26 protein-coding genes are annotated in these 19,976 nt (G+C 40.8%); 18 read left to right on the top strand and 8 right to left on the bottom strand.

What is annotated here, in order from left to right; all coding sequences use genetic code 11:
- The first annotated feature begins 44 nt into the window (after window positions 1-44).
- Window positions 45-596, top strand: a complete 552-nt coding sequence (locus FA727_RS21340) for a thioredoxin family protein (RefSeq protein ID WP_136833511.1) — start codon at window positions 45-47, stop codon at window positions 594-596.
- 59 nt (window positions 597-655) lie between these two features.
- On the opposite strand, the gene FA727_RS21335 is transcribed toward FA727_RS21340, so the two are convergent.
- From FA727_RS21335 to FA727_RS21320, 4 genes are all read right to left on the bottom strand, one after another.
- A complete protein-coding gene (locus FA727_RS21335) occupies window positions 656-907 on the bottom strand; it encodes a hypothetical protein (RefSeq protein ID WP_136833510.1) in 252 nt (83 codons plus the stop codon).
- Between the two features lie 8 nt (window positions 908-915).
- Window positions 916-1,251 carry a DUF6054 family protein gene (locus tag FA727_RS21330; protein WP_136833509.1) on the bottom strand — a complete coding sequence of 112 codons (336 nt, stop codon included), beginning with the start codon at window positions 1,249-1,251 and terminating at the stop codon, window positions 916-918.
- Window positions 1,252-1,426: 175 nt separating this feature from the next.
- A complete protein-coding gene (locus FA727_RS21325; RefSeq protein WP_158318945.1) occupies window positions 1,427-1,738 on the bottom strand; it encodes an EthD family reductase in 312 nt (103 codons plus the stop codon).
- An 80-nt stretch (window positions 1,739-1,818) separates the two neighbouring features.
- Window positions 1,819-2,109, bottom strand: a complete 291-nt coding sequence (locus FA727_RS21320; protein WP_136833507.1) for an RNA polymerase alpha subunit C-terminal domain-containing protein — start codon at window positions 2,107-2,109, stop codon at window positions 1,819-1,821.
- Window positions 2,110-2,222: 113 nt separating this feature from the next.
- Here FA727_RS21320 and FA727_RS21315 point away from each other — a divergent pair, with 113 nt between their 5' ends.
- Window positions 2,223-2,456: a hypothetical protein gene (locus FA727_RS21315; RefSeq protein ID WP_136833506.1), complete on the top strand. Its 234-nt coding sequence runs from the start codon at window positions 2,223-2,225 to the stop codon at window positions 2,454-2,456.
- A 73-nt stretch (window positions 2,457-2,529) separates the two neighbouring features.
- Here FA727_RS21315 and FA727_RS21310 read toward each other — a convergent pair whose 3' ends face one another.
- The gene (locus FA727_RS21310; RefSeq protein ID WP_136833505.1) at window positions 2,530-2,988 is read right to left on the bottom strand and encodes an SRPBCC family protein; all 459 of its coding nucleotides are present in this window, start codon (window positions 2,986-2,988) and stop codon (window positions 2,530-2,532) included.
- A gap of 325 nt (window positions 2,989-3,313) precedes the next feature.
- Here FA727_RS21310 and FA727_RS21305 point away from each other — a divergent pair, with 325 nt between their 5' ends.
- The 6 genes from FA727_RS21305 to FA727_RS21280 all read left to right on the top strand — a co-directional run bounded on the left by FA727_RS21305 (window position 3,314) and on the right by FA727_RS21280 (window position 7,425).
- Entirely contained in the window at window positions 3,314-3,637 is a 324-nt protein-coding gene (locus FA727_RS21305) for a PadR family transcriptional regulator (protein ID WP_136833504.1), read from the top strand.
- 1 nt (window position 3,638) lies between these two features.
- Window positions 3,639-4,007: a DUF1048 domain-containing protein gene (locus tag FA727_RS21300; protein WP_136833503.1), complete on the top strand. Its 369-nt coding sequence runs from the start codon at window positions 3,639-3,641 to the stop codon at window positions 4,005-4,007.
- Window positions 4,008-4,025: 18 nt separating this feature from the next.
- A complete protein-coding gene (locus FA727_RS21295; protein WP_136833502.1) occupies window positions 4,026-4,370 on the top strand; it encodes a DUF1048 domain-containing protein in 345 nt (114 codons plus the stop codon).
- A gap of 151 nt (window positions 4,371-4,521) precedes the next feature.
- On the top strand, window positions 4,522-5,283 hold the full coding sequence (locus tag FA727_RS21290; RefSeq protein WP_136833501.1) for an ABC transporter ATP-binding protein: 762 nt from the start codon (window positions 4,522-4,524) through the stop codon (window positions 5,281-5,283).
- Entirely contained in the window at window positions 5,284-6,033 is a 750-nt protein-coding gene (locus tag FA727_RS21285; RefSeq protein ID WP_136833500.1) for an ABC transporter permease, read from the top strand.
- Window positions 6,034-6,216: 183 nt separating this feature from the next.
- The gene (locus tag FA727_RS21280) at window positions 6,217-7,425 is read left to right on the top strand and encodes a translocation protein TolB (RefSeq protein WP_136833499.1); all 1,209 of its coding nucleotides are present in this window, start codon (window positions 6,217-6,219) and stop codon (window positions 7,423-7,425) included.
- Between the two features lie 105 nt (window positions 7,426-7,530).
- On the opposite strand, the gene FA727_RS21275 is transcribed toward FA727_RS21280, so the two are convergent.
- Together FA727_RS21275 and plsY are read right to left on the bottom strand one after the other, a co-directional pair.
- Window positions 7,531-7,845, bottom strand: coding sequence for a hypothetical protein (locus FA727_RS21275; RefSeq protein ID WP_246041999.1), 315 nt, complete (start codon window positions 7,843-7,845; stop codon window positions 7,531-7,533).
- 411 nt (window positions 7,846-8,256) lie between these two features.
- On the bottom strand, window positions 8,257-8,874 hold the full coding sequence (plsY, locus tag FA727_RS21270) for a glycerol-3-phosphate 1-O-acyltransferase PlsY (protein ID WP_136833498.1): 618 nt from the start codon (window positions 8,872-8,874) through the stop codon (window positions 8,257-8,259).
- A 178-nt stretch (window positions 8,875-9,052) separates the two neighbouring features.
- Here plsY and FA727_RS21265 point away from each other — a divergent pair, with 178 nt between their 5' ends.
- The 6 genes from FA727_RS21265 to FA727_RS21240 all read left to right on the top strand — a co-directional run bounded on the left by FA727_RS21265 (window position 9,053) and on the right by FA727_RS21240 (window position 14,016).
- Complete coding sequence (locus FA727_RS21265; protein ID WP_246042004.1) at window positions 9,053-9,598, top strand: RNA polymerase sigma factor; 546 nt, start codon at window positions 9,053-9,055, stop codon at window positions 9,596-9,598.
- Window positions 9,595-10,044 carry an anti-sigma factor gene (locus FA727_RS21260; protein ID WP_136833496.1) on the top strand — a complete coding sequence of 150 codons (450 nt, stop codon included), beginning with the start codon at window positions 9,595-9,597 and terminating at the stop codon, window positions 10,042-10,044. Before FA727_RS21265 ends, FA727_RS21260 begins: the two co-directional genes overlap by 4 nt.
- Complete coding sequence (locus FA727_RS21255) at window positions 10,037-11,122, top strand: hypothetical protein (protein ID WP_136833495.1); 1,086 nt, start codon at window positions 10,037-10,039, stop codon at window positions 11,120-11,122. Before FA727_RS21260 ends, FA727_RS21255 begins: the two co-directional genes overlap by 8 nt.
- A complete protein-coding gene (locus FA727_RS21250; RefSeq protein ID WP_136833494.1) occupies window positions 11,119-12,018 on the top strand; it encodes a hypothetical protein in 900 nt (299 codons plus the stop codon). Before FA727_RS21255 ends, FA727_RS21250 begins: the two co-directional genes overlap by 4 nt.
- Before the next feature lie 353 nt (window positions 12,019-12,371).
- On the top strand, window positions 12,372-13,286 hold the full coding sequence (locus FA727_RS21245) for a diacylglycerol kinase (protein WP_136833493.1): 915 nt from the start codon (window positions 12,372-12,374) through the stop codon (window positions 13,284-13,286).
- A gap of 166 nt (window positions 13,287-13,452) precedes the next feature.
- Window positions 13,453-14,016 (top strand): tyrosine-type recombinase/integrase, encoded by a 564-nt coding sequence (locus FA727_RS21240; protein WP_136833492.1) that lies wholly within the window; start codon window positions 13,453-13,455, stop codon window positions 14,014-14,016.
- Window positions 14,017-14,482: 466 nt separating this feature from the next.
- Here the strand turns inward: FA727_RS21240 and FA727_RS21235 are convergent, their stop codons facing one another.
- Complete coding sequence (locus FA727_RS21235; RefSeq protein ID WP_136833491.1) at window positions 14,483-15,175, bottom strand: universal stress protein; 693 nt, start codon at window positions 15,173-15,175, stop codon at window positions 14,483-14,485.
- A gap of 144 nt (window positions 15,176-15,319) precedes the next feature.
- Here FA727_RS21235 and FA727_RS21230 point away from each other — a divergent pair, with 144 nt between their 5' ends.
- From FA727_RS21230 to FA727_RS21215, 4 genes are read left to right on the top strand one after another with little or no spacing between them, the layout of a single operon-like run.
- A complete protein-coding gene (locus FA727_RS21230) occupies window positions 15,320-17,728 on the top strand; it encodes a Na+/H+ antiporter subunit A (RefSeq protein WP_136833490.1) in 2,409 nt (802 codons plus the stop codon).
- Window positions 17,712-18,137 carry a Na(+)/H(+) antiporter subunit B gene (locus tag FA727_RS21225; protein ID WP_136833489.1) on the top strand — a complete coding sequence of 142 codons (426 nt, stop codon included), beginning with the start codon at window positions 17,712-17,714 and terminating at the stop codon, window positions 18,135-18,137. Before FA727_RS21230 ends, FA727_RS21225 begins: the two co-directional genes overlap by 17 nt.
- Window positions 18,137-18,475, top strand: coding sequence for a Na(+)/H(+) antiporter subunit C (locus tag FA727_RS21220; RefSeq protein ID WP_136833488.1), 339 nt, complete (start codon window positions 18,137-18,139; stop codon window positions 18,473-18,475). Before FA727_RS21225 ends, FA727_RS21220 begins: the two co-directional genes overlap by 1 nt.
- A complete protein-coding gene (locus FA727_RS21215; RefSeq protein ID WP_136833487.1) occupies window positions 18,468-19,958 on the top strand; it encodes a Na+/H+ antiporter subunit D in 1,491 nt (496 codons plus the stop codon). The genes FA727_RS21220 and FA727_RS21215 overlap by 8 nt, the downstream gene beginning before the upstream one ends.
- Window positions 19,959-19,976: the final 18 nt, after the last annotated feature.

Here is a 19,976-nt window from a genome sequence, read left to right as displayed (position 1 = left end):
CTATAATGGGCTTACCAGTATTTTTATTTTGAGGGGGATTTGTAATGAGTTTACTTGATTGGTTTCAAAAAGGCTTAACGTATGAAGAGTACAAAGGGCAATTGAAGGTAAATCTCACGGAAATGAACGCGATTTATGAGAAATTTGAAGTGAATGATGAAAGACTTTCTGCTTTGTCTGGTGTTGCAACTAAGGTCATTGTTCTAACCGAAGATTGGTGCGGAGATGCACTCATGAACAACCCGATTCTCATGAAAATCGCGGAGAAGCTAGGTCTTGATGTTCGTTTTGTTCTAAGAGATAGCAACCTCGAGCTAATGGACCAATACTTAACGAATGGCACAGCTCGCTCGATTCCAATCTTCATTTTTATCGATGATGAAGGCAATGAAAAAGCAGTTTGGGGACCAAGAGCAGCTGAAGCACAAAATTTGGTAGACAATTGGCGTGCCGAACTGCCAGCTAAAGAAGCTGAAGATTTCGAGGAGAAGCAAAAGGCGATGTATAGAAAAATAAAGCAAACATACGTCGAAGATACAAAATTATGGAATGCTGTAGCGAATAGCATTATTACGAAATTAGAAACGCAGAAATAAGGGCATCTGTAAAAGGACATAGCATTTTAAGATGTTGTGTCCTTTTAATGCTACTAGTTTTAGAATAAATACTTGTTGGCGATATGAAACGTACAAATTAAAATAACTACTCCCCAAGCTACAGCGTAACGAAGATAAGTCTTTTTCGTTATTTTTTCATCTCGCAAATTTTGATATACCGTTAAAATCCAATGAATTGCTAATAGAATAAGGCCAATCTGGGTAAATAGAGTACCCAATATAAAAGATAATAGAATAAATACAAGGGAAAAACCTAAAAGTAGCTTGTTTATCAGCTTTATGATGTTCATCTCCTTCTTTAAACCAGTTGTTCCACACTTCTCTCTACGATTGCCACCATATCATTTTCGGCACCCAGACTAAAGTTAATAAAAACACCACTTCCTCCACCAGCACCAATGGCAGAAATATAAATATTACTGTCGGAGCCAACAACTGTAAGGCTCAAGCTAGCTCTATTTCCATTTCTCATAAAATATTTATCATAAACTCGAACGGCTATTTTTGTATCTCCAAGGGTGTAGTTACTTTCATCCACTAATTTCATGCTTATTCCACTATTGGCGATATCATTTTGCAAATGACTAACCACTTCCTCAAACTGACCCGTAATCGTCTTTTCATACTTTGCCATGATTAACTCATCTCCCGATAGTTCTATAAAACGTCTTTATAAAAAAATATCTATATAAACATATTCGATAAATATATCTATTTTCCTTTTTATTCCACTATTCTGCATGTATGATTCATAAAGAAAGGTACTAATCCGGTTTAGATTAGTACCTTTCTCTTTCATATCTTCAATCTTACTGATAAGCAACTTCACCAACAAACATATCAGGAAAGCCTTCATAAAAATTTACGACATCTCTTAATCCTTCTTGACTCGTTTCACTGGCTAGAACAGCTTGCAATGCCTCGGTAGATTCAAAATAGAGAGTAGTTGTTAGCTGGTATGGCGGTTTTGATCCGTCCAATGCTTGATAGAATTTCTTCACTTCGTATCGCTGCATTCCCAGAGGCTTAAGAGCCTCATTACACCAAGCCAAGTGTTTATCTCGATAGTACTTTTCATTAAAAGGTACATCCGTTTTGTAGCAAAAAGTGATGGTCGCCATATTCATCCTCCTTTTTTGAAATGCCTATTACATGTATATTTCATTTTAGGAAGGAAAAGAATACGGCTCTCGAATCCTTATTAAACTTTGAATGACATACCTTCTTCTTCTAACGATTTTCTTAGAATTGGTAAGGAGGATGGCCCGATACCATGGAGTTTTAGAATTTCTTTTTCAGTGTACTGTGATAGTTTTTGAAAAGTATCAATTCCTTCATGAATTAAGGCTCTTCTAGCTGGTGAGCTTAGCTTCGATAGAAAGCCACTTTCGGGTTTATTTTCTTTTTCGCAAGTAGGACAGCTTGTACAATCACTGCTTTTGTAATACTTATGTCCTTTTTCACAAACGCGTAAATTTTTTTCAGCATTCAATAATATTCACTCCTTAAAACTTAGTGTAGCGATGCTAGAAACAGCCATACATACTATCAAGAAAACTGAAAATAATACGAAGGTGAACCCTAACTGCAATAGGAGGAGACAAAATGGAAAATATTGCCGACATTGTTCATATAGGTGAATTAATAGCTGTCTCTAAGGTTTTTCATCTAAATCCTTTCCAAATGATAACCTCCATAGAAGAAGGTTCAGTAGAAGTATTCCAAACGAAGGAATCCTTTTTTGCAAAATACGGAAGCAAAGAATCTTATGATGAATTAGAAGATTGGTGTGAGTTAAACAATGGGAAGGTATTTACAAAACCAAAATCAGTAAATTAGCTGTCATAACTATTTATTCGATAACACAATTTTAGACATAAGGAATGGCCAAGGACGCCCTTCCTGCCTGGTCTCATACGTGAGCGTCAGGAAACTTATCTGAAACAAGATTTAAAATGATGTTATGTTCAAGAAGTGCCTTTAAACCACACAGAACAATCGTAAAACCTCCAGTTGAATCGATCACTTGATTAACGATTTCATTTGGACTTCCTTTAAATCCTGCGTTAATAATTGTGACAAAAGTTCCTTCTGTCCTTGGTGTAAAAATCCACTCCACAGTAGTGTCATCATCAAATTTGATGAAAATTCTATTGTTTTGTTCCAATTCTTCTACATCAAGTTCAGCAGAAACTCCGTACATTTCCCAATCCCAACGGATACGTTTTCCGACTTCTAATCTTCCGCTACTTTTGGTAAACCAGAATTTGGTCGTAATGGAAGGATCGATAAAAGCCTCGAATACCTCGTTAACAGGTTTTCTAATCAGCATTTCTACTTTTGAAATTGATATTTCATTCAGGGTCGTCATTATGTATTCTCCTTTCTCAATGTTCACAATTGAACTTTATCAACATTATATCCTTGCAACAGATATTCCACTAACAATTTTTGATAAAAAATGGAACTCCATTTTAAATCCAGGCTTCTTTAGTAGGCGATAGCTGCTTTTTAAAAAAAATGAGAAGATCCAGTTGACGATCTTACTACTGCGTGTTACGATGTACTTGTAGTAAGTCACACTAAATACTAAAACTTCTGAATAGCTGAAGTTCGAAGAAAGCTATTCAGTAAAAATCACCTTGGTACTAAGTGATACTGAATATAAGTCAGACAAAATAGAGGAGGTACTGAACATGGAAAATTTAACGGAAATGCTGAAGGGTTCGCTCGAAGGCTGTGTACTAGAAATCATCAGCCGTCATGAAACCTATGGTTATGAGATTACACGCCGGCTGAACGATCTTGGTTTTACCGAAGTCGTGGAAGGGACGGTCTACACGATCCTCGTACGATTAGAAAAGAAGAATCTGGTGAACATCGAAAAGAAAGCGTCAGATATGGGGCCACCACGCAAATTTTACACACTAAATGATGCTGGTCGTCAGGAACTTGAATTGTTTTGGGAAAAGTGGGATTTTTTATCATCAAAAATTAATATTCTAAAGGGGGAGAAATAATATGAAGAAATTTATAGAGCTAATCATTGGCGATCTAGAAAGCAAGAAGGAATACAAAGCATTTATGAAAAAAGTAAATGCTTTGCCGAAAGATTACGCATTTGTGTTCAAAAAGATTCAAAAGTACATGTGGAATTTCGGATATGGATTTGGTGAAGAAATCATCAATTTGTATGAACTGTTTGAAGCTAGTGCAGCAGAAGGCAAGCATGTGCTGGATGTTACTGGTGAAGACGTGGCAGCATTTGCCGACGAATTGATGGCTGCCTCAAACTTAGATGGAGAATCGGCGAGTGTATCAGGTGATTTAAAAAAAGAAATTGAGAGTAGAGTTGAACAACAAGTAAAAATATGGACAAACAAAAAGTAAACTAGGAGGTTAAATACCATGGTAAATTTCATCAAAAAGATTCTTGACGATAAGAAAGAATACAAAGAGATGATGGCGCGTGTGGAAGCATTGCCAGGTGACTACCCAAAAGTCTATAAAGAAATCTGCAACTATATGTGGAAGTTCGCATCGGGCAGCGGGATGGATATGCTCAGAATCCAGTACGATCTCATCGATTTGTTTGAAGCTGGTGCTGCAGATGGAAAAGACGTATTGGAAGTGACAGGTGAAGACGTGACAACATTCGCTAATGGACTTATCGACCAAGCGAAAAGATGGGATGATAAGTTACGTAATAATTTGAACAAAAGCATTTTGAATCGTGTGGGTAAGGATAAATAATTGTTGAACTACCCGACTGAATAGCTGGCTACAAATGTGAAATGCCACTTTCGTTATTCAGTTGTTTTTTTTACCTTGGTAATAAGTAATACAGATTATCAGTCTTACTAAATAGCTAAGGAATGCATTTTTTATAAGGGAGGAAAAAAGGATGAGTAATGCAGCAATATCAGTAAAAGGGTTGAAGAAATCATTTAAAGACAAGGAAGTCTTAAAGGGTGTGGATTTTGAGGTAAGGCGTGGCGAAATTTTTGCACTTTTAGGTTCAAATGGAGCGGGCAAGACGACGACGGTTAACATCCTCTCAACGCTAATGAAGCCTGATGGCGGTGAAGCAAGTATTTGCGGCTCAGACGTCTTACGACAACCAGATATGATTCGCCAGAACATTAGCCTAACAGGGCAGTTCGCAGCAATAGACGGGATGCACACAGGAAGAGAAAACCTAATCATGATTGCAAAGTTGAGGGGAGTTTCCAATCCTGCTCAAGTAGCCGATAAATTACTTGCAAAATTCAGCCTAACTGACGCGGCTAATCGCCGGGCAGACCAGTATTCCGGTGGGATGAAGCGCCGTCTGGACATCGCAATGAGTCTTATCGGGAGTCCAGAGGTCATTTTTCTCGACGAACCAACGACAGGACTTGACCCTGAAGCGCGGATTGAAGTCTGGAACACCGTCAAGGAGCTTGCAGGTGGTGGCACTACGATCTTGCTAACGACCCAGTACTTGGAGGAAGCCGAACAACTGGCAGATCGTATTGCCATTCTACATGACGGAAAAATCATCACGACCGGTACCCTTGCCGAACTTAAAGAAATGTTCCCGCCGGCAAAAGTGGAGTATGTAGAGAAGCAGCCGACGTTAGAGGAAATCTTCCTCGCGATCATCGGCAAAAAGGAGGAGATGTAAATGAAAAGCAAAACAGGTGTATTACTAGGACGTTTAATGAGAAACATCATGCGCAGCCCGGATACGATTATTACGGTGGCGATTACGCCGATTGCGATGATGCTGTTGTTTGTCTACGTATTTGGCGGCGCCATAGAAACTGGTACGGACAACTATGTCAATTATTTATTGCCGGGAATCTTACTGATGGCGATCGCATCTGGGGTCTCTTACACTGCCTTCCGATTATTTGGGGATATAAAAAGCGGACTGATGGCGCGATTCATTACCATGCCGATCAAGCGCTCGTCAATATTGTGGGCTCATGTGTTGACATCGCTTGTTTCCAATGCGATTACTGTCGTAGTGGTGATACTTGTCGCTCTTTTGATGGGCTTCCGCTCAAGCGCTAGTATCTTGGAATGGCTTGCTGCTGCTGGGATACTCGGACTGTTTACACTAGCACTGACATGGCTAGCTATCATTCCAGGATTGACAGCAAAGTCTATGGAAGGGGCGACCGCCTTCTCATATCCGTTGATATTCTTGCCGTTTATTAGTTCAGCCTTCGTCCCTACCGAATCGATGCCTAAAATTGTCCGTGCGTTCGCTGAGAACCAGCCCGTGACTTCAATCGTGAATGCCATTCGTGCCCTCTTGTATGATGGAACAGTTGGCAACGATATCTGGATCGCACTTGCTTGGTGCGTTAGCATCATGGTAATCACTTACTTCATCGCAAGTAAAGTATTTAAGCGGCAGTTAGGGTAAGTACATCATTATTTGATTGGTCAGATGGATGATGAAAGGTAAGGATAGGAAAACGCATCGAGTTAATTCGATGCGTTTTTTCTAGCATTTCCGGAACCTAAAAAACCGCAATTGGAACTGAAGTACTTTTCCCATAATACTTTTGACTCCACAAGGCAAATCTAATGAGTAGGAGGGAGTGCAGTGCCAATAAAAATCTTATTACTTATGATACTTTTCCTTTTTCAATTCGTTCCTGTGACAAAGGCGGAAGCACCGCCCAAGGCTGCCTTTGTTCGTGATCACCAGTTATGGATGAAAGAGGGAGGCAAAGAAATTCAGCTTACCAAAGATAAATATGTTCATTCACCGGAATGGTCCTATGATGGTAGATTTATTGCTTACATAGACGGTGATGAAAAGGGAGAGAAGTCTAACCTCTGGGTTTATGATACAAAGAGGAAAGAAAACTATGAGCCATACTCTAGTATACAGACGTCTTATTTTTCATGGTCACCTGTTGCAAATGAGCTAGCTTATATATCTGGATGGGTCCTTAATGTAACAAAAACAAAGGATGGAAGGCCAGATGGATTTGAAAATGTGGCCTTAGGTGTTAGTGGCTTTGAATGGTATCCAAATGGGAAAGAGTTTATTGTGTCTGCTAGTTCAAATCGCCTTCCTACAGGTTGGGAGCCCATTAAGTTGTATCGTCTACCAAAAGATAGGAATCTTGATGAGAACAAATCGAAATTATTGTACTCAATCCCAATCGATGAAAATCGATTATTTGCAGTTACCGTTGGGGACTTTAAGTGGAGTCATGACGGCAAATGGGTTAGCTTTCTTGGTACTCCAACACCATCTTGGGCGATGGACAGTAATCCGTTATGTGTCTTATCTTCAGATGGAAAAGTATTCAGGGACATCGGCAGGATGCTAGGATATCGTGACTGGATTAAATGGGCACCACAAGCGAACCAATTAGCTTATATTTCAGGGGAAGGAAGATTTTTTGTTGAAAATAAAATCACAAAAATTGCTGAAATTGAAGCATCCACCAAGCAGAAAGAATATACACCAAAAGGATATGTAGATCTCGATTTGGAGTGGCTGTCACCCTCAGAAGTAGTCGTAGCGAGGGCCCATGAAAACAAAGAGTGGGAAGAGGGACCAGTTCCTACTATGTACACCTCGCTATTCGAAATCAATTTGGACTCTGGCACACAAACACAAATTACATTTCCAAAAGAAAAGGAGTTAGATGAAGATCCACAGGTTGTTGGTTCTTATCTCACTTGGGTACGTAGGACAGACGAAATAGGCAAAGGTGATGTGTGGATAAAGCATGACAAGCAAAAAGAAGCAAACATATGGATAAAAGATGTTGATTTTGCACCTGTATTATTTTAAAAGTGCCTCTATTGAAAGGAATTCCGGAACTTTTGCCAACAATTCCGGAAAAATAAAATTAATTCCGGAATAACAGCCACTTATTCCGGAACATTCAAATTACATCTACTCCTTGTTTTTGTCCTCAGAATCTAATACGGAAACTTCCTCTTCTTTACCTTCCATTTCATGGAGTTCAAACAACTGTACAAATTCATCAATGACCATATCAATGGCCTTTAGCTCGCCGACTAAGATGGGATTAATGGACTGTAACTCCGGTGTCTCTAATTGCTTTTTTAGTGTAGAACGTTTAAGATTCAGAGTTTCTAAAAATGAAATGGCTCTTCCTCGGCGAAATGTCTTTGCACCATGATGGCCCTTATGATGATGACTAGCGCCCTGGTGGTGTCTGTTTTCACCATGACCTCTATTTTTCATAAAAAAGCTCCTTTCGTTGTATACGTTTGTATACATATTGTTATATTTCAAATGTATACATTTGTATACGGAAAGTCAATAAAAAAACCAACCCTATTTAAGGTTATAGTAAAGGGCAAAAGTAATAAACGGATTTTTTTCGGTTATATTCAGAATGAAAGTCGTTTAGGGATATATAAGCGGAGTTTTTCCGACTATACAAAACAAAACCCCTCATATTCACGTTTTTCGAGTCGATAAGCGGAATTCCTCCGTTTATATAAGTCTTTTTTAATAAAAATCCCAAAATAAACGGAACTTTTCCGTCTATATCATCAGCTCGGTGCGTTACTTAAGTGCGGTCCGAATCAGTAAATAAAGAAAAGACGTATGCAAAATGCATACGTCTTTTAATCCTAGAACACCCGAAAATTACAATTTTTTAATCGGAGGAACCCGATCGTTTTTCAAATTCTTATCGTTTACCTTTGGTTCCTTATGCGCCCTGAAGTTTCGCATATTGGACCGGTGTAAAAAAATCAGGAAAAGAATAAATATGAAAAAAATAAGTTCGTGTTTATAGCCCGGTTCAAAAAACGCAAAAACAAATAAGGCAACGCCGACAGAAATAGATCCTAGGAATACATACTTTGTCCAAAAAATCACGCCAAAAAAGGCCAGATAGGCAACGAGAAACATCAATGGATTGGCGACCAAAAGTGTACCAGCTGTTGTAGCAATCGCCTTTCCACCACGAAAGTGAGCAAAAATCGGAAAGCAGTGACCAACGACAGCTACTAGTCCTGTCGTCAAAGGATCTAAATCCACGCCAAAAAGAATCGGAAGTGATGCAGCAAGTGCGCCTTTGCCAATATCGACAATCAATACGACAACGCCAGCTCTTTTTCCAAGCACCCGAATCGTATTCGTCGCCCCTGGATTGTTGCTCCCATGCTCTCGTATATCAATTTTGAAAAATAGTTTTCCAATGATTAACGCAGTTGGAATGGACCCGATCAAATATGCCGAGATTAAGAGAATCACATTCATTTTATCCCCCCTTTAAAATTCATGGTAACATGATAATAATATTGAAGAAATAGAGGGTTTTAGACAAACTAATAGCGAATTTTGTCGAAAGACCTAAATTTTTTTAAAAATAGTGTAGGGGTATAAATCAAAGCTTTCGTCTATTGTTGTGGAAGCTGCTCGAAAGGGGGAGAGAGTGATTAACGATCAGGTTCTTATTAAAAAGATACTAAGCGGCAATGATCATGCGTTCAGAGTACTCGTGGAAACGTATCGGACAGAAATTTTCCGAACGGTTTACGCGGTGCTTCGGAATCAAAAAGACGCTGAAGATGCGACGCAGGAAGTTTTTATCAAGATTTATCATGCTCTCCCCCAGTATGAGAATCAAGGCTTTAAAACTTGGATGAAACGCATTGCTGTTAATCATGCGATTGATATAAAAAGAAAGCACGAACGACGGCGAGAAGAAATCGTCGAGGCGCTCGAGTATGATGCGCTCGTATCGACAAGAGATCATCTTGAAAACAAGGTGATCAAACTCGAGCAACGAAGGCTAGTGAGAGAAAGGTTGGCGGAGCTCCCGGAAAATTATCGGGAGGTCGTACACGACTTTTATATAGCGGAAAAAAGCTATCAGCAAATGGCTGAGGAACAACAGGTTCAAGTCAAAACGATTGAAACAAAGCTTTATCGAGCAAGAATTTGGATGAAGAAGCATTGGAAGGAGGACGATTTTTCATGAATCACGTAGCTTATGAACAATGGATGTTGTATGTGAAAAATGAATTACCTGAACAAGTCCGAATGGAGTATGATGACCATTTGTACAGCTGTGACGATTGTTTGGAACTGTACCTTCAAGCGGTGGACGAGGTTGAAACTCAGCTTCCGATTCTCACCAATGCAGATGATTTTACCAATAGCATTATGGCCCAAGTGGCGAAAACAAAGAAGTCGAATACAAAGGTTGCTTTTTATCAAAAGACAGCCTTTCACTACACGATTGCAGCAGCGATGACGTTTTTATTTATGTCGTCAGGCGTGTTTCAGTCGATTACAAAATATGTGGACGCGGTGCAGGAGCCGACGATCGAAGAACGGAAGCCTTCCGTTACAGAAGGTCTGGTTAACAAAACATTTGCGTTTATGGACAATATGAAAAACAGGGAGGCGAATAATAATGAATAAAAATCCAGTATTGGCATTTATATTAGCTTTTTTCCCAGGATTGGGCATGCTTTATTTACAAAAAACACTTCGCGGCCTAGCCTATATGGTCGGGGAGTTTGGATTAATTGCTCTTTTCGCCATTTTTATGTCAATGTACGAAGGCGACATCGCCGTTTTTATTGTGTTCTTAGGGATCATCCTCTATATTGTAAGCATAATTGACACTGCAATGACCGCGTCGAAAACGGTGTATAAAAAGGAACCGTTTATGGCTGAAGGTGATTCACCAAAGGGTGATACATTGGAGAAGGAACGTTTTTATACGATTGTTCTATCATTTTTACCAGGAGTCGGACATTTCCAGCTTGGGCTTATGAACAGAGGGATGACGCTATTAACAGCATTTCTCGGTACAATCATCATGGTGTTTTTCGTGACCGTGCTGACATCGAATGATGTGCTCCTGATCTTTTTAGCATTAGTACCTGTGATTTGGGTGTATGGATTCTTTGATGCGATTCAACAGCTGAACAAGAAACAACGTGGAGAAGAGCTCGTAGACCGTTCGATTTTAGAGGACTTAGAAATGAGACGAGAAGATGGAAAGAAGAGCAAGTCGATTGCCACTTTCTTATCGATTTTCCCAGGGGCAGGGCATTTGTACCTTGGATTGCAAAGCCGTGGCCTACAATTAATGGCGGCCTTTCTATTCTCCATCTATATTTTAGATGTTTTACGATTAGGAATCTTCCTCTTCTTAATTCCAATCATCTGGTTCTATAGCTTTTTTGATGGATTGCAAAAGGCGTCTCGATTTGGAAAAGAGGAACTTGAAGACACACCGATTATTTCTTATTTGATTAACCATCAAAAGTGGGTTGGAATTGGACTTATCGTGTTAGGATTCTATTATTTGTTAACGAATATTGCACTCCCAGCACTATCACCAATCCTTCGAGAGTTTCTCGATTTTGACTTAAGATTTTGGTTTGAACAATATTTCCAGACAGCGATCGTATGCATCCTCTTGATTGGTGGCGGAATTAAGCTGTTAATGGGAAGTAAGAAAAAGAAAGTGGAGGGGACAGCGGAATGAGAACATGGCGTGTAGGTACCGTTTCGATGGGAATTTCCCTCCTCTTTCTGGGGATTTTCCTTTTACTATCTGAATTTCTGGCCCTGAGCTTATCGAATATCTTGATGTCTTGGTGGCCCATTATTTTGGTTGTGCTAGGGGTAGAAATTCTTTTGTATTTATTCTTTTCTCGCTCAGAAAAGCCATTATTAAAATATGATTTTCTAAGTATTATCTTTGTTGGTTTGCTTGGAATGGTGGGCATTGGTTTTGCGATTATGAGCTCTGTTGGCTTAAATGATCTCGTCAGTGATGCGATTTCTCAAGAGGAACAGACTATCGAATTGCCAGAGCTATCACAAGTTTTAAAGTCAGATATTCATAGAGTCGTAGTTGATACAGCGGATTATCCGTTCCAGGTGGAAACAACGCCTAGTAGTGAGGTTTCTATGTTTGGAACGTATCGAGCATCTGTACAAAAAGGGCAAAGCCTGGTGAAAAGTGTAGAGGATTATGTTTCGGTCCACCAAAAAGGGGATACACTATTTTTACAGGTGAAAAAGCTGCCTACGGACTTTAGTCCATTTAATTATGATTATGCTGAAATTGACGCCACTTTATTAGTGCCTGAAAATGTGAAGCTCGAAATTGTGGGACACAGTAATCTAACGTTAAAACCAAGAGCGCAAAAGAGTAACTGGCACATCGAAAATGCAAGTAATGTTGAGCTAATGCTTGGCAAAAATAGTGATGTGACGGTTCATGCGAAAAATGTGGACGAACTAGTAAATGATCATGGGCAATGGGAATCAGATGGGGTCTCAGAACAAAATGGTATGTTTAAAATAGGTTCAGGTACACATAGTATAGATATTGTGAATGTCTTTCACGTGGATGTAAGTTTGTTGAATGAATAAGGGGTTAAAGGGATATTCTCGATTCTTGCGAGGATATTTCTTTTTGGGAGTAAAATATTTATAATGAACTATGGAAAATGTCTAGCTCCAGCGCCTATCGCCTAGCAAACTTCAGGCCCCCTCCCTACGATAAGTCAATCACGATTCGCTAACGCTCATCGGATTTCCTTTATCTCAGTCGAGGTCCCTCCAGTTTGTACAGCGATGGACAAGGCGCTTCCGCTTTTCTATTACCGTGGGACTAAAATCTTATATTTTGTCCGACGAGCTGTGATAGTGGCAGTTCTTTTTTGTTTGGAGTATGATAGTGTATGGAATTATTTTCTAGCAATTTGAAAAGTAGGATGGATGGTATGAAAAGAGCAAGAATTATTTATAATCCAACTTCTGGTCGTGAGATGTTTAAAAAGCATTTAGCAGACGTACTGCAAAAGCTTGAAGAAGCAGGCTATGAGACGTCATGTCATGCAACAACGGGTGCTGGAGATGCAACTGTAGCTGCAAGAGTAGCGGTTGAAAGAAGGTATGATCTCGTTGTCGCGGTTGGTGGCGATGGAACCATCAATGAAGTCGTGAACGGTTTAGCTGAACAGGAATATCGACCAAAGCTAGGGATTATTCCTGCAGGGACCACGAACGATTTCGCAAGAGCCGTTCATATCCCGCGTGATGTCATGGCAGCAACAGATATTATTGTCCAAGGTGACACGATTCCAGTCGATATCGGCCGGATCAATGATAAATATTTTGTGAATATTGGCGGCGGTGGCCGTTTAACAGAGCTTACATATGAGGTCCCAAGCAAACTGAAGACAATGCTGGGGCAACTTGCCTACTATTTAAAGGGCATTGAAATGCTACCGTCTTTCAAAGCAACAGAAGTTAGCATTGAATACGATGGGAAGCTGTTTGAAGGGGAAGTCATGCTCTTCTTAGTCGGTCTAACGAACTCTGTTGGAGGCTTCGAGAAGCTTGCACCGAATGCTTCGATCAATGACGGACTATTCTCCCTTTTGATTTTGAAAAAAACAAGCCTTGCTGATTTCATTCGTGTCGCAACACTTGCTTTACGTGGCGAGCATGTAAACGACCCGAATGTGATTTACACACAAGCAAATAGAATTAAGGTTTATTCACAAGACACAGTCCAACTCAATCTTGACGGGGAATTCGGCGGACTTTTACCAGCTGAATTTGTGAACCTGTATCGCCATATCGAAGTGTTTGTTCCGATCGATCAGATTCGGGATGAGGATAGACCTGAATAAAATAAGAAAATCAGTCACTACGTGGCTGATTTTTTTTGTTATTAGGGGAAAAATGAACGTAGATTGTCCACCCTATCTAGGGTTTGAACCATATTAGCAGATTGGTTGTCATGTTACTTAGTATATGTTAGCATTAAATTATGTAACATTAGTGGAGGGTTATTCGGTGGAATACGTCGAACCTATAAGAGACATTGAAAAGATTAATGCCATTAAGCGCATTTTGAAAAAGAGTTCGCAAAGAGATTTGCTTCTATTTGTATTTGGAATTAACACAGGCATCAGGGTACATGAATTACTCTTTTTGAAGATCTCCGATGTGTGGGGTGGAGAGAGAGTCAAGGAGTTCCTTTATTTAAAGGATGCTGATCGTGAGGAAGAAAAGGCATATTACCTTAACGACCGAATCCAGCGGGAATTAAAGAATTACTTAAGCCAAATCGATTTTAAGGAATCTGATTACCTGTTTAAGTCAAAGAAAAATGACCAGCCGATCACGCGTCAGCAAGCATACCGAATCATTAATTCCGCAGCAAAAGAAGTGGGCATCACAGAAAAAATCGGGACCCACACGTTGAGGAAGACATTTGGCTATCATGCCTATCGCAAAGGCATTGCCATCTCGCTACTCATGGAAATCTATCATCACCATTCCTCATCCGAAACCCTGCGTTATTTGGGAATCGATAAAAGCGAGAAAAGACTAGTGAAGGTGGACGTGAATCTTTGAGAAGTGTATATGAAGACACTGTTGCTAAGGTTTTGGGGGATAGTGTCCGCATGAAGTGTTCATAAAGGCACTGTTACTAAGATTTTGGAGGATAGTGTCCACATGAAGTGTTCATAAAGGCACTGTTACTAGGGTTTTAGAGGATAGTGTCCACATGAAGTGTTCATGAAGACACTGTTGCTAAGGTTTTGGGGGATAGTGTCCACATGAAGTTTTCATAAAGGCACTGTTACTAGGGTTTTGGAGGATAGTGTCCGCGTGAAGTGTTCATGAAGACACTGTTACTAGGGTTTTTGGAGGATAGTGTCCACATGAAGCCGCAATCATGCAAAGACACAATCCCAAACGCCCTAACCCAATCCAATCGCAATCACCAATCACCAAAGCACACACACCACATCATAAAAAAAGAAGCCGTCCCAAAAAAGGTATCAAAACCTTCCTGAGACAGCTTCCGAATCAACAATTACAAGAAATCATCCTTATCATCAACGCTAGTATCCATTTCAACATTGGTTAATGAATGAACAATGTCCTCGTTCACTTGTACTTGCACCGTTTCGGTACCAGAGATGAACTTGAAAACACCGTTATTAAAGTCCGTACCAAGCTCTTTGAAGAAAATTCCTTCAAACTCAACATCCTTCGTATGATTGAAGATAATCCGATAGTGATCATCTTCCTTAACTAAATAAGCACGAATCCCTTTTTCATAATGTCTATCTGGATTTTTAAGATAACGGGCAATCGAAATAATATGGAGATCAACAAATGGGATTTCTTTCAGTAAGGAGTTAATGATGGACCCTTTGGCAATTTGTTCCCAAAGACTTTGCGCAGTTTGGCCAATCACGATTTGAGTCACCTTTTTCTCGCGCGCAACCTCGGCAATCACCTTATGAACAGGACGTTTTTCATCGTCTTTTAAAATAAATGCATCAGCACCATGTTGTTCAGCGATTTCTTTCCATCTGGCAATATAATTTGTTTTTTCAGCATCTAAATCATCAAATCGTTTCGGGTCTACGGTAAGGATATAAAGGGGGCAATCGAGCATCTTGGCTAGTTTACAGCCTCGTTGAATGAGACGTTCACCGTTTGGACCATAATAAACGCAGACAAGGATGCCTTCATCCATCCGCTCTTTCATTATTTTCATAGTGGTTCACCTCAAAATAGAAATGGAACGTAGTAGATTCACGTCCTAATAAACTATGTATGACTATAACCCATGCTCTCATTGTCAGTCAATGGATATTCCGATATCAAACCAAAGTAAACACAAGTAGAGGAGGGACAACACATGTCTTGGTTGCACTTACTAATCTTGGCCCCTTTTATTTTCGCGATATTTGTGCCATTTCTTTATAAAAAAATGAATCAGAGAATTCATACAGGCTGGTTCGTATTATTGATTCCACTCATCCTATTTTTCTATCTGTTTACCTTTATCCCCGAAATCTCGAGTGGGAATACCCGCACGGCGACATTACCTTGGCTTCCAGCCTATGACATTAACTTTACGATCTATGTGGATGGGTTGAGTCTGCTGTTTGCCCTTATCATTGCTGGAATTGGAGCGCTCGTCGTCCTTTATTCTATTTACTATATGTCAAAGCACCGTGAAGCGTTGCATAACTTTTACGTCTATTTATTAATGTTCATGGGGGCCATGCTTGGTCTTGTCTTCTCTGACAACATCTTCGTTCTCTATGTCTTTTGGGAGCTGACAAGCGTATCCTCGTTCTTGTTAATCGCCTATTGGTATCAACGTGAAAAATCGAGATACGGGGCGCAAAAGTCGATGCTTATTACGATTTTTGGCGGTCTCTCCATGCTAGCAGGGTTCATCATGCTTTCGATGATCGCAGATACGTATAGCATCCGCACTCTAATAAGCAGCGAAACACTTAACACAAACACGTTATTTATCCCAGCGATGATTCTCATTTTAATCGGTGCTTTTACAAAATCGGCGCAATTTCCATTCAGCATTTGGCTACCAGATGCAATGGAAGCACCAACACCGATTAGTGCGTATCTTCATTCTGCAACCATGGTAAAAGCGGGGATCTACTTAGTCGCGAGACTAACTCCCGTATTTGGTGGGGAGGCTGTATGGTTTTGGCTTGTTTCTGGAATTGGACTCATAACCTTACTTTACGGCTCGATCAACGCCGTCCGACAAACCGACTTAAAGGCTTTACTCGCCTATTCGACCATTAGCCAGCTCGGCTTAATCATGAGTCTTCTTGGCATGGGTTCTGGTGCGTTATATTTCGGATATGGAGATGAATCCTTTGTCTACGCAGTCGCCATCTTTGCCGCGATTTTTCACCTGCTCAACCACGCGACCTTCAAAGGTTCCTTGTTCATGGTAGTGGGAATCATTGACCATGAAACGGGAACACGGGATATTCGAAAGCTCGGCGGCTTAATGCATTTAATGCCAATCTCTTTTACCTTAACCGTCATTGGTGGCTTTGCGATGGCTGGGCTACCACCGTTTAATGGTTTCCTAAGCAAAGAAATGTTCTTCACAGCTGTACTCAATACAGCAGAGAAGTCCATTTTTAACCTAGATACACTTGGATTCCTATTCCCGATTATTGCTTGGGTCGCAAGTGTCTTTACGTTTATCTACAGCATGATTCTTGTGTTTAAAACGTTTAGAAGGAAGCCTACGTTTGTGCGCGTCGATAAGCAGGTGCATGAGGCGCCAATTGGCATGTTACTCTCGCCAATGATACTAGGCACACTTGTGGTTGCACTCTTCTTTTTCCCAAATGTGGCATCCAAGTATTTATTAACACCAGCATGGGAAAGTGTCCTGCCAACTTTAGCAGGGGATCTGAGTATTAAAATTAGTCCGTGGCACGGATTCAATACGGAATTAATGATGACGATGGGCGTCGTTGTATTCGGAACCATCATGTATCGCTTTTTGAAAAAATGGTACGGTCTTTATGATTACTACCCGGATTCATTAACCATCAATCATTTTTATAATCTCGGCTTACAATCACTTGAAGCCATCTCTGAAAAAACAACGAACCGCTATATGACAGGTTTTATAAGGGATTACCTCGTCTATATCTTTGCCTTCATCATTGTCGTAGTCGGTGGTGCTCTATGGAAGTTTGGTGGTGTGGTGATTAATCATTCTACGGATGCCCATGTCAATGTTTACGAAGCTGGAATCATTGTGGCGATGGTCATTTCAGCGGTGACTGTCCTATTCTCAAAGTCCCGCATGACATCGGTAATTGCCGTTGGGGCCCTAGGTTTCTTAGTATCCTTCTTATTTGTTCTATTCCGAGCGCCAGACTTGGCTCTTACCCAACTGGTCGTTGAAACGGTCACGACGGTGTTGTTCCTATTATGTTTCTATCATTTGCCTGAACTACGAAAAGAAATGTCCCGGATTCCCTTCAAAGTCACAAATGCCCTCATTTCCATTGGAGTAGGTGTCATTGTCACGATTGTTGCTTTATCGGCAAATGGCACACGTCTGTTTGACTCCATTTCGACCTACTATGAGAACTCGTATAAGTTGGCTGGGGCGAAAAATATTGTTAACGCCATTCTAGTGGACTTCCGTGGCGTTGATACGATGCTCGAAATTCTTGTTTTAACGATGGCGGGACTTGGCGTCTACACGTTAATCAAACTGAAATCAGAAGGGAGGGATAAGGATGAAGGAGCCGAATGATATCATCATCCGCAGCGTCGCAAAGGTTGCGGTTGTCATTATTTTCACATTTGCAATCAACTTGTTTATTTCAGGACACCACTATCCAGGTGGGGGATTTATCGGAGGATTGGCATTTGCTTCGGCAGTCATCCTTCTCTTCCTAACCTTTGATATTGAAACCGTTCGAAAAAATATCCCGTTGGATTTCAAAATGGTCGCAGCCATCGGCGTCTTAATCGCTGTATTAACGGGGCTAGGAAGCTTGCTCTTTGATGTACCGTTCTTATCACAAGCCTTTGGCTACTTCTATCTGCCAATCTTCGGGAAGACCGAGCTTGCGACAGCCGTGCTCTTCGATATTGGGGTGGCCCTTGCCGTTATTGGAACGGCTTTGACGATTATTATGAGCATAGGAGATGATCGCTAATGGAAACGTTAATGTGTCTCCTTGTCGGTGTGTTGTTCTCGATTGGCACCTATTTGATTTTGACGAAAAGTCTGTTGCGGATCATTCTCGGTACTTCAATTATCGGACATGGTGTGAATCTACTCATTATCACGATGGGTGGGTTAAAAAAAGGTGGTCCACCGCTTTTAGGCCTGAAAAATTTAACCTATACCGATTCGCTCCCGCAGGCTCTTTTATTAACAGCAATCGTGATTAATTTCGCTACCACCGCTCTCTTTTTAGTATTGAGCTACCGTGCTTACATCGTGTTAGGTACCGATGATACCGAGCAATTGAGAGGTAAAGAAGATGAATAATATCGTGATATTCCCGATCATCATTCCAGTCATCTTCGGGATGATTATGATTATTTTTAGAAAAAGACTGAAGTTACAGCGCTACCTTAGTCTTATCTCCATGGCGGCTGTTGGAATCGTCACTGTTTATTTGATGCTTCAAGTAAAGAGTGAGGGAATCCAAACCTTGCATCTTGGTGGCTGGGTAGCACCGTTTGGCGTCACAATGGTCGTTGACATGCTCGCGGCCCTATTGATCACCACCACAAGTATCGTAGCCTTTTGCTGCTTGCTGTACGCATTTCGAACAATTGGAACAGAGCGAGAGAACTTTTACTTTTACCCACTGTTCTTATTCTTAATTACGGGTGTCATTGGCTCGTTCATGACCGGGGACGTCTTCAATCTATTCGTTTGTTTTGAAGTCATGCTTGTAGCCTCTTATGTCCTCATCTCTTTGGGAGGCACGAAAATTCAACTGAGAGAGTCGATTAAATATATCTTAATCAATATTTTGTCGTCCTTTCTTTTCTTGGTCGCAATCGCATTCCTTTATGCGATGACAGGAACACTGAACTTCGCCCATCTTTCCTTAAGGGTAGCAGAGGTTGGGCAAGACGGACTGATGACGACAGTCGCGATTCTTTTCTTAATCGTCTTCAGTTTAAAAGCGGGATTGTTCTTGTTCTTCTGGCTCCCAGGGGCATACAGCGCACCTCCTACAGCGATTTCGGCGATTTTCGCAGCCCTTCTCACAAAGGTGGGCATTTATGCGATTGTACGAATGTTTACGCTAGTGTTCTACCATGAACCAGAGGTTACGCACTTATTCATTGGTATCCTTGCGGCAATTACGATGGTATTAGGAGCCGTAGGTGCCGTCGCTTTTTGGGATATTAAAAGAATTCTGACCTACAACGTGATTGTCGGCGTCGGATTTATTCTCGCTGGTGTCGCTTCTTTTACAACCGTCGGAATGACAGGTGCACTCTATTATTTAATCCACGACATGATTGTAAAAGCACTCATTTTTCTATTAGGAGGCACGGTCATTTATTTAACCGGCACAAGCAATCTAAGAGACCTAAGTGGTTTGATTCGCTTGCATCCTCAATTAGGCTGGATGTTTTTCATCGCTGCCTTGTCGTTGTCTGGAATCCCACCATTAAGTGGCTTTCTCGGGAAGCTCTTTATTTCAGAAGGAACGTTCGAAGCGGGCTACTTTTGGCTAGGAGCAATTGGGCTTTTTACAAGCTTAATGGTCCTGTACTCGATTATGAAAGTGTTCATGAATGCTTTCTGGGGATATACGGTCATTAAGGAAGAAGAGGAGCAGGGCACAACAGCTGGCTTGTTGCTACCGATTGGCATTCTAACGGCCCTCACGATCGCCCTTGGAATCGGAACGCAAGCAATTCATGAGTATGTCGATTTAGCGGTCGAAGTGTTGATGAATCCGTCTTTTTACATTGAAGCGGTGCTCGGATTGAATCCAAAGCCATAAATCAAAGGTGTGGAAAGG

The sequence above is a fragment of the Robertmurraya kyonggiensis genome, assembly GCF_005116465.1.
In the GTDB taxonomy this organism is placed as follows: domain Bacteria; phylum Bacillota; class Bacilli; order Bacillales; family Cytobacillaceae; genus Robertmurraya; species Robertmurraya kyonggiensis.
The sequence above is the reverse complement of the archived record's forward strand: the minus strand, read 5'-3'. Positions and strand labels throughout refer to the sequence as shown.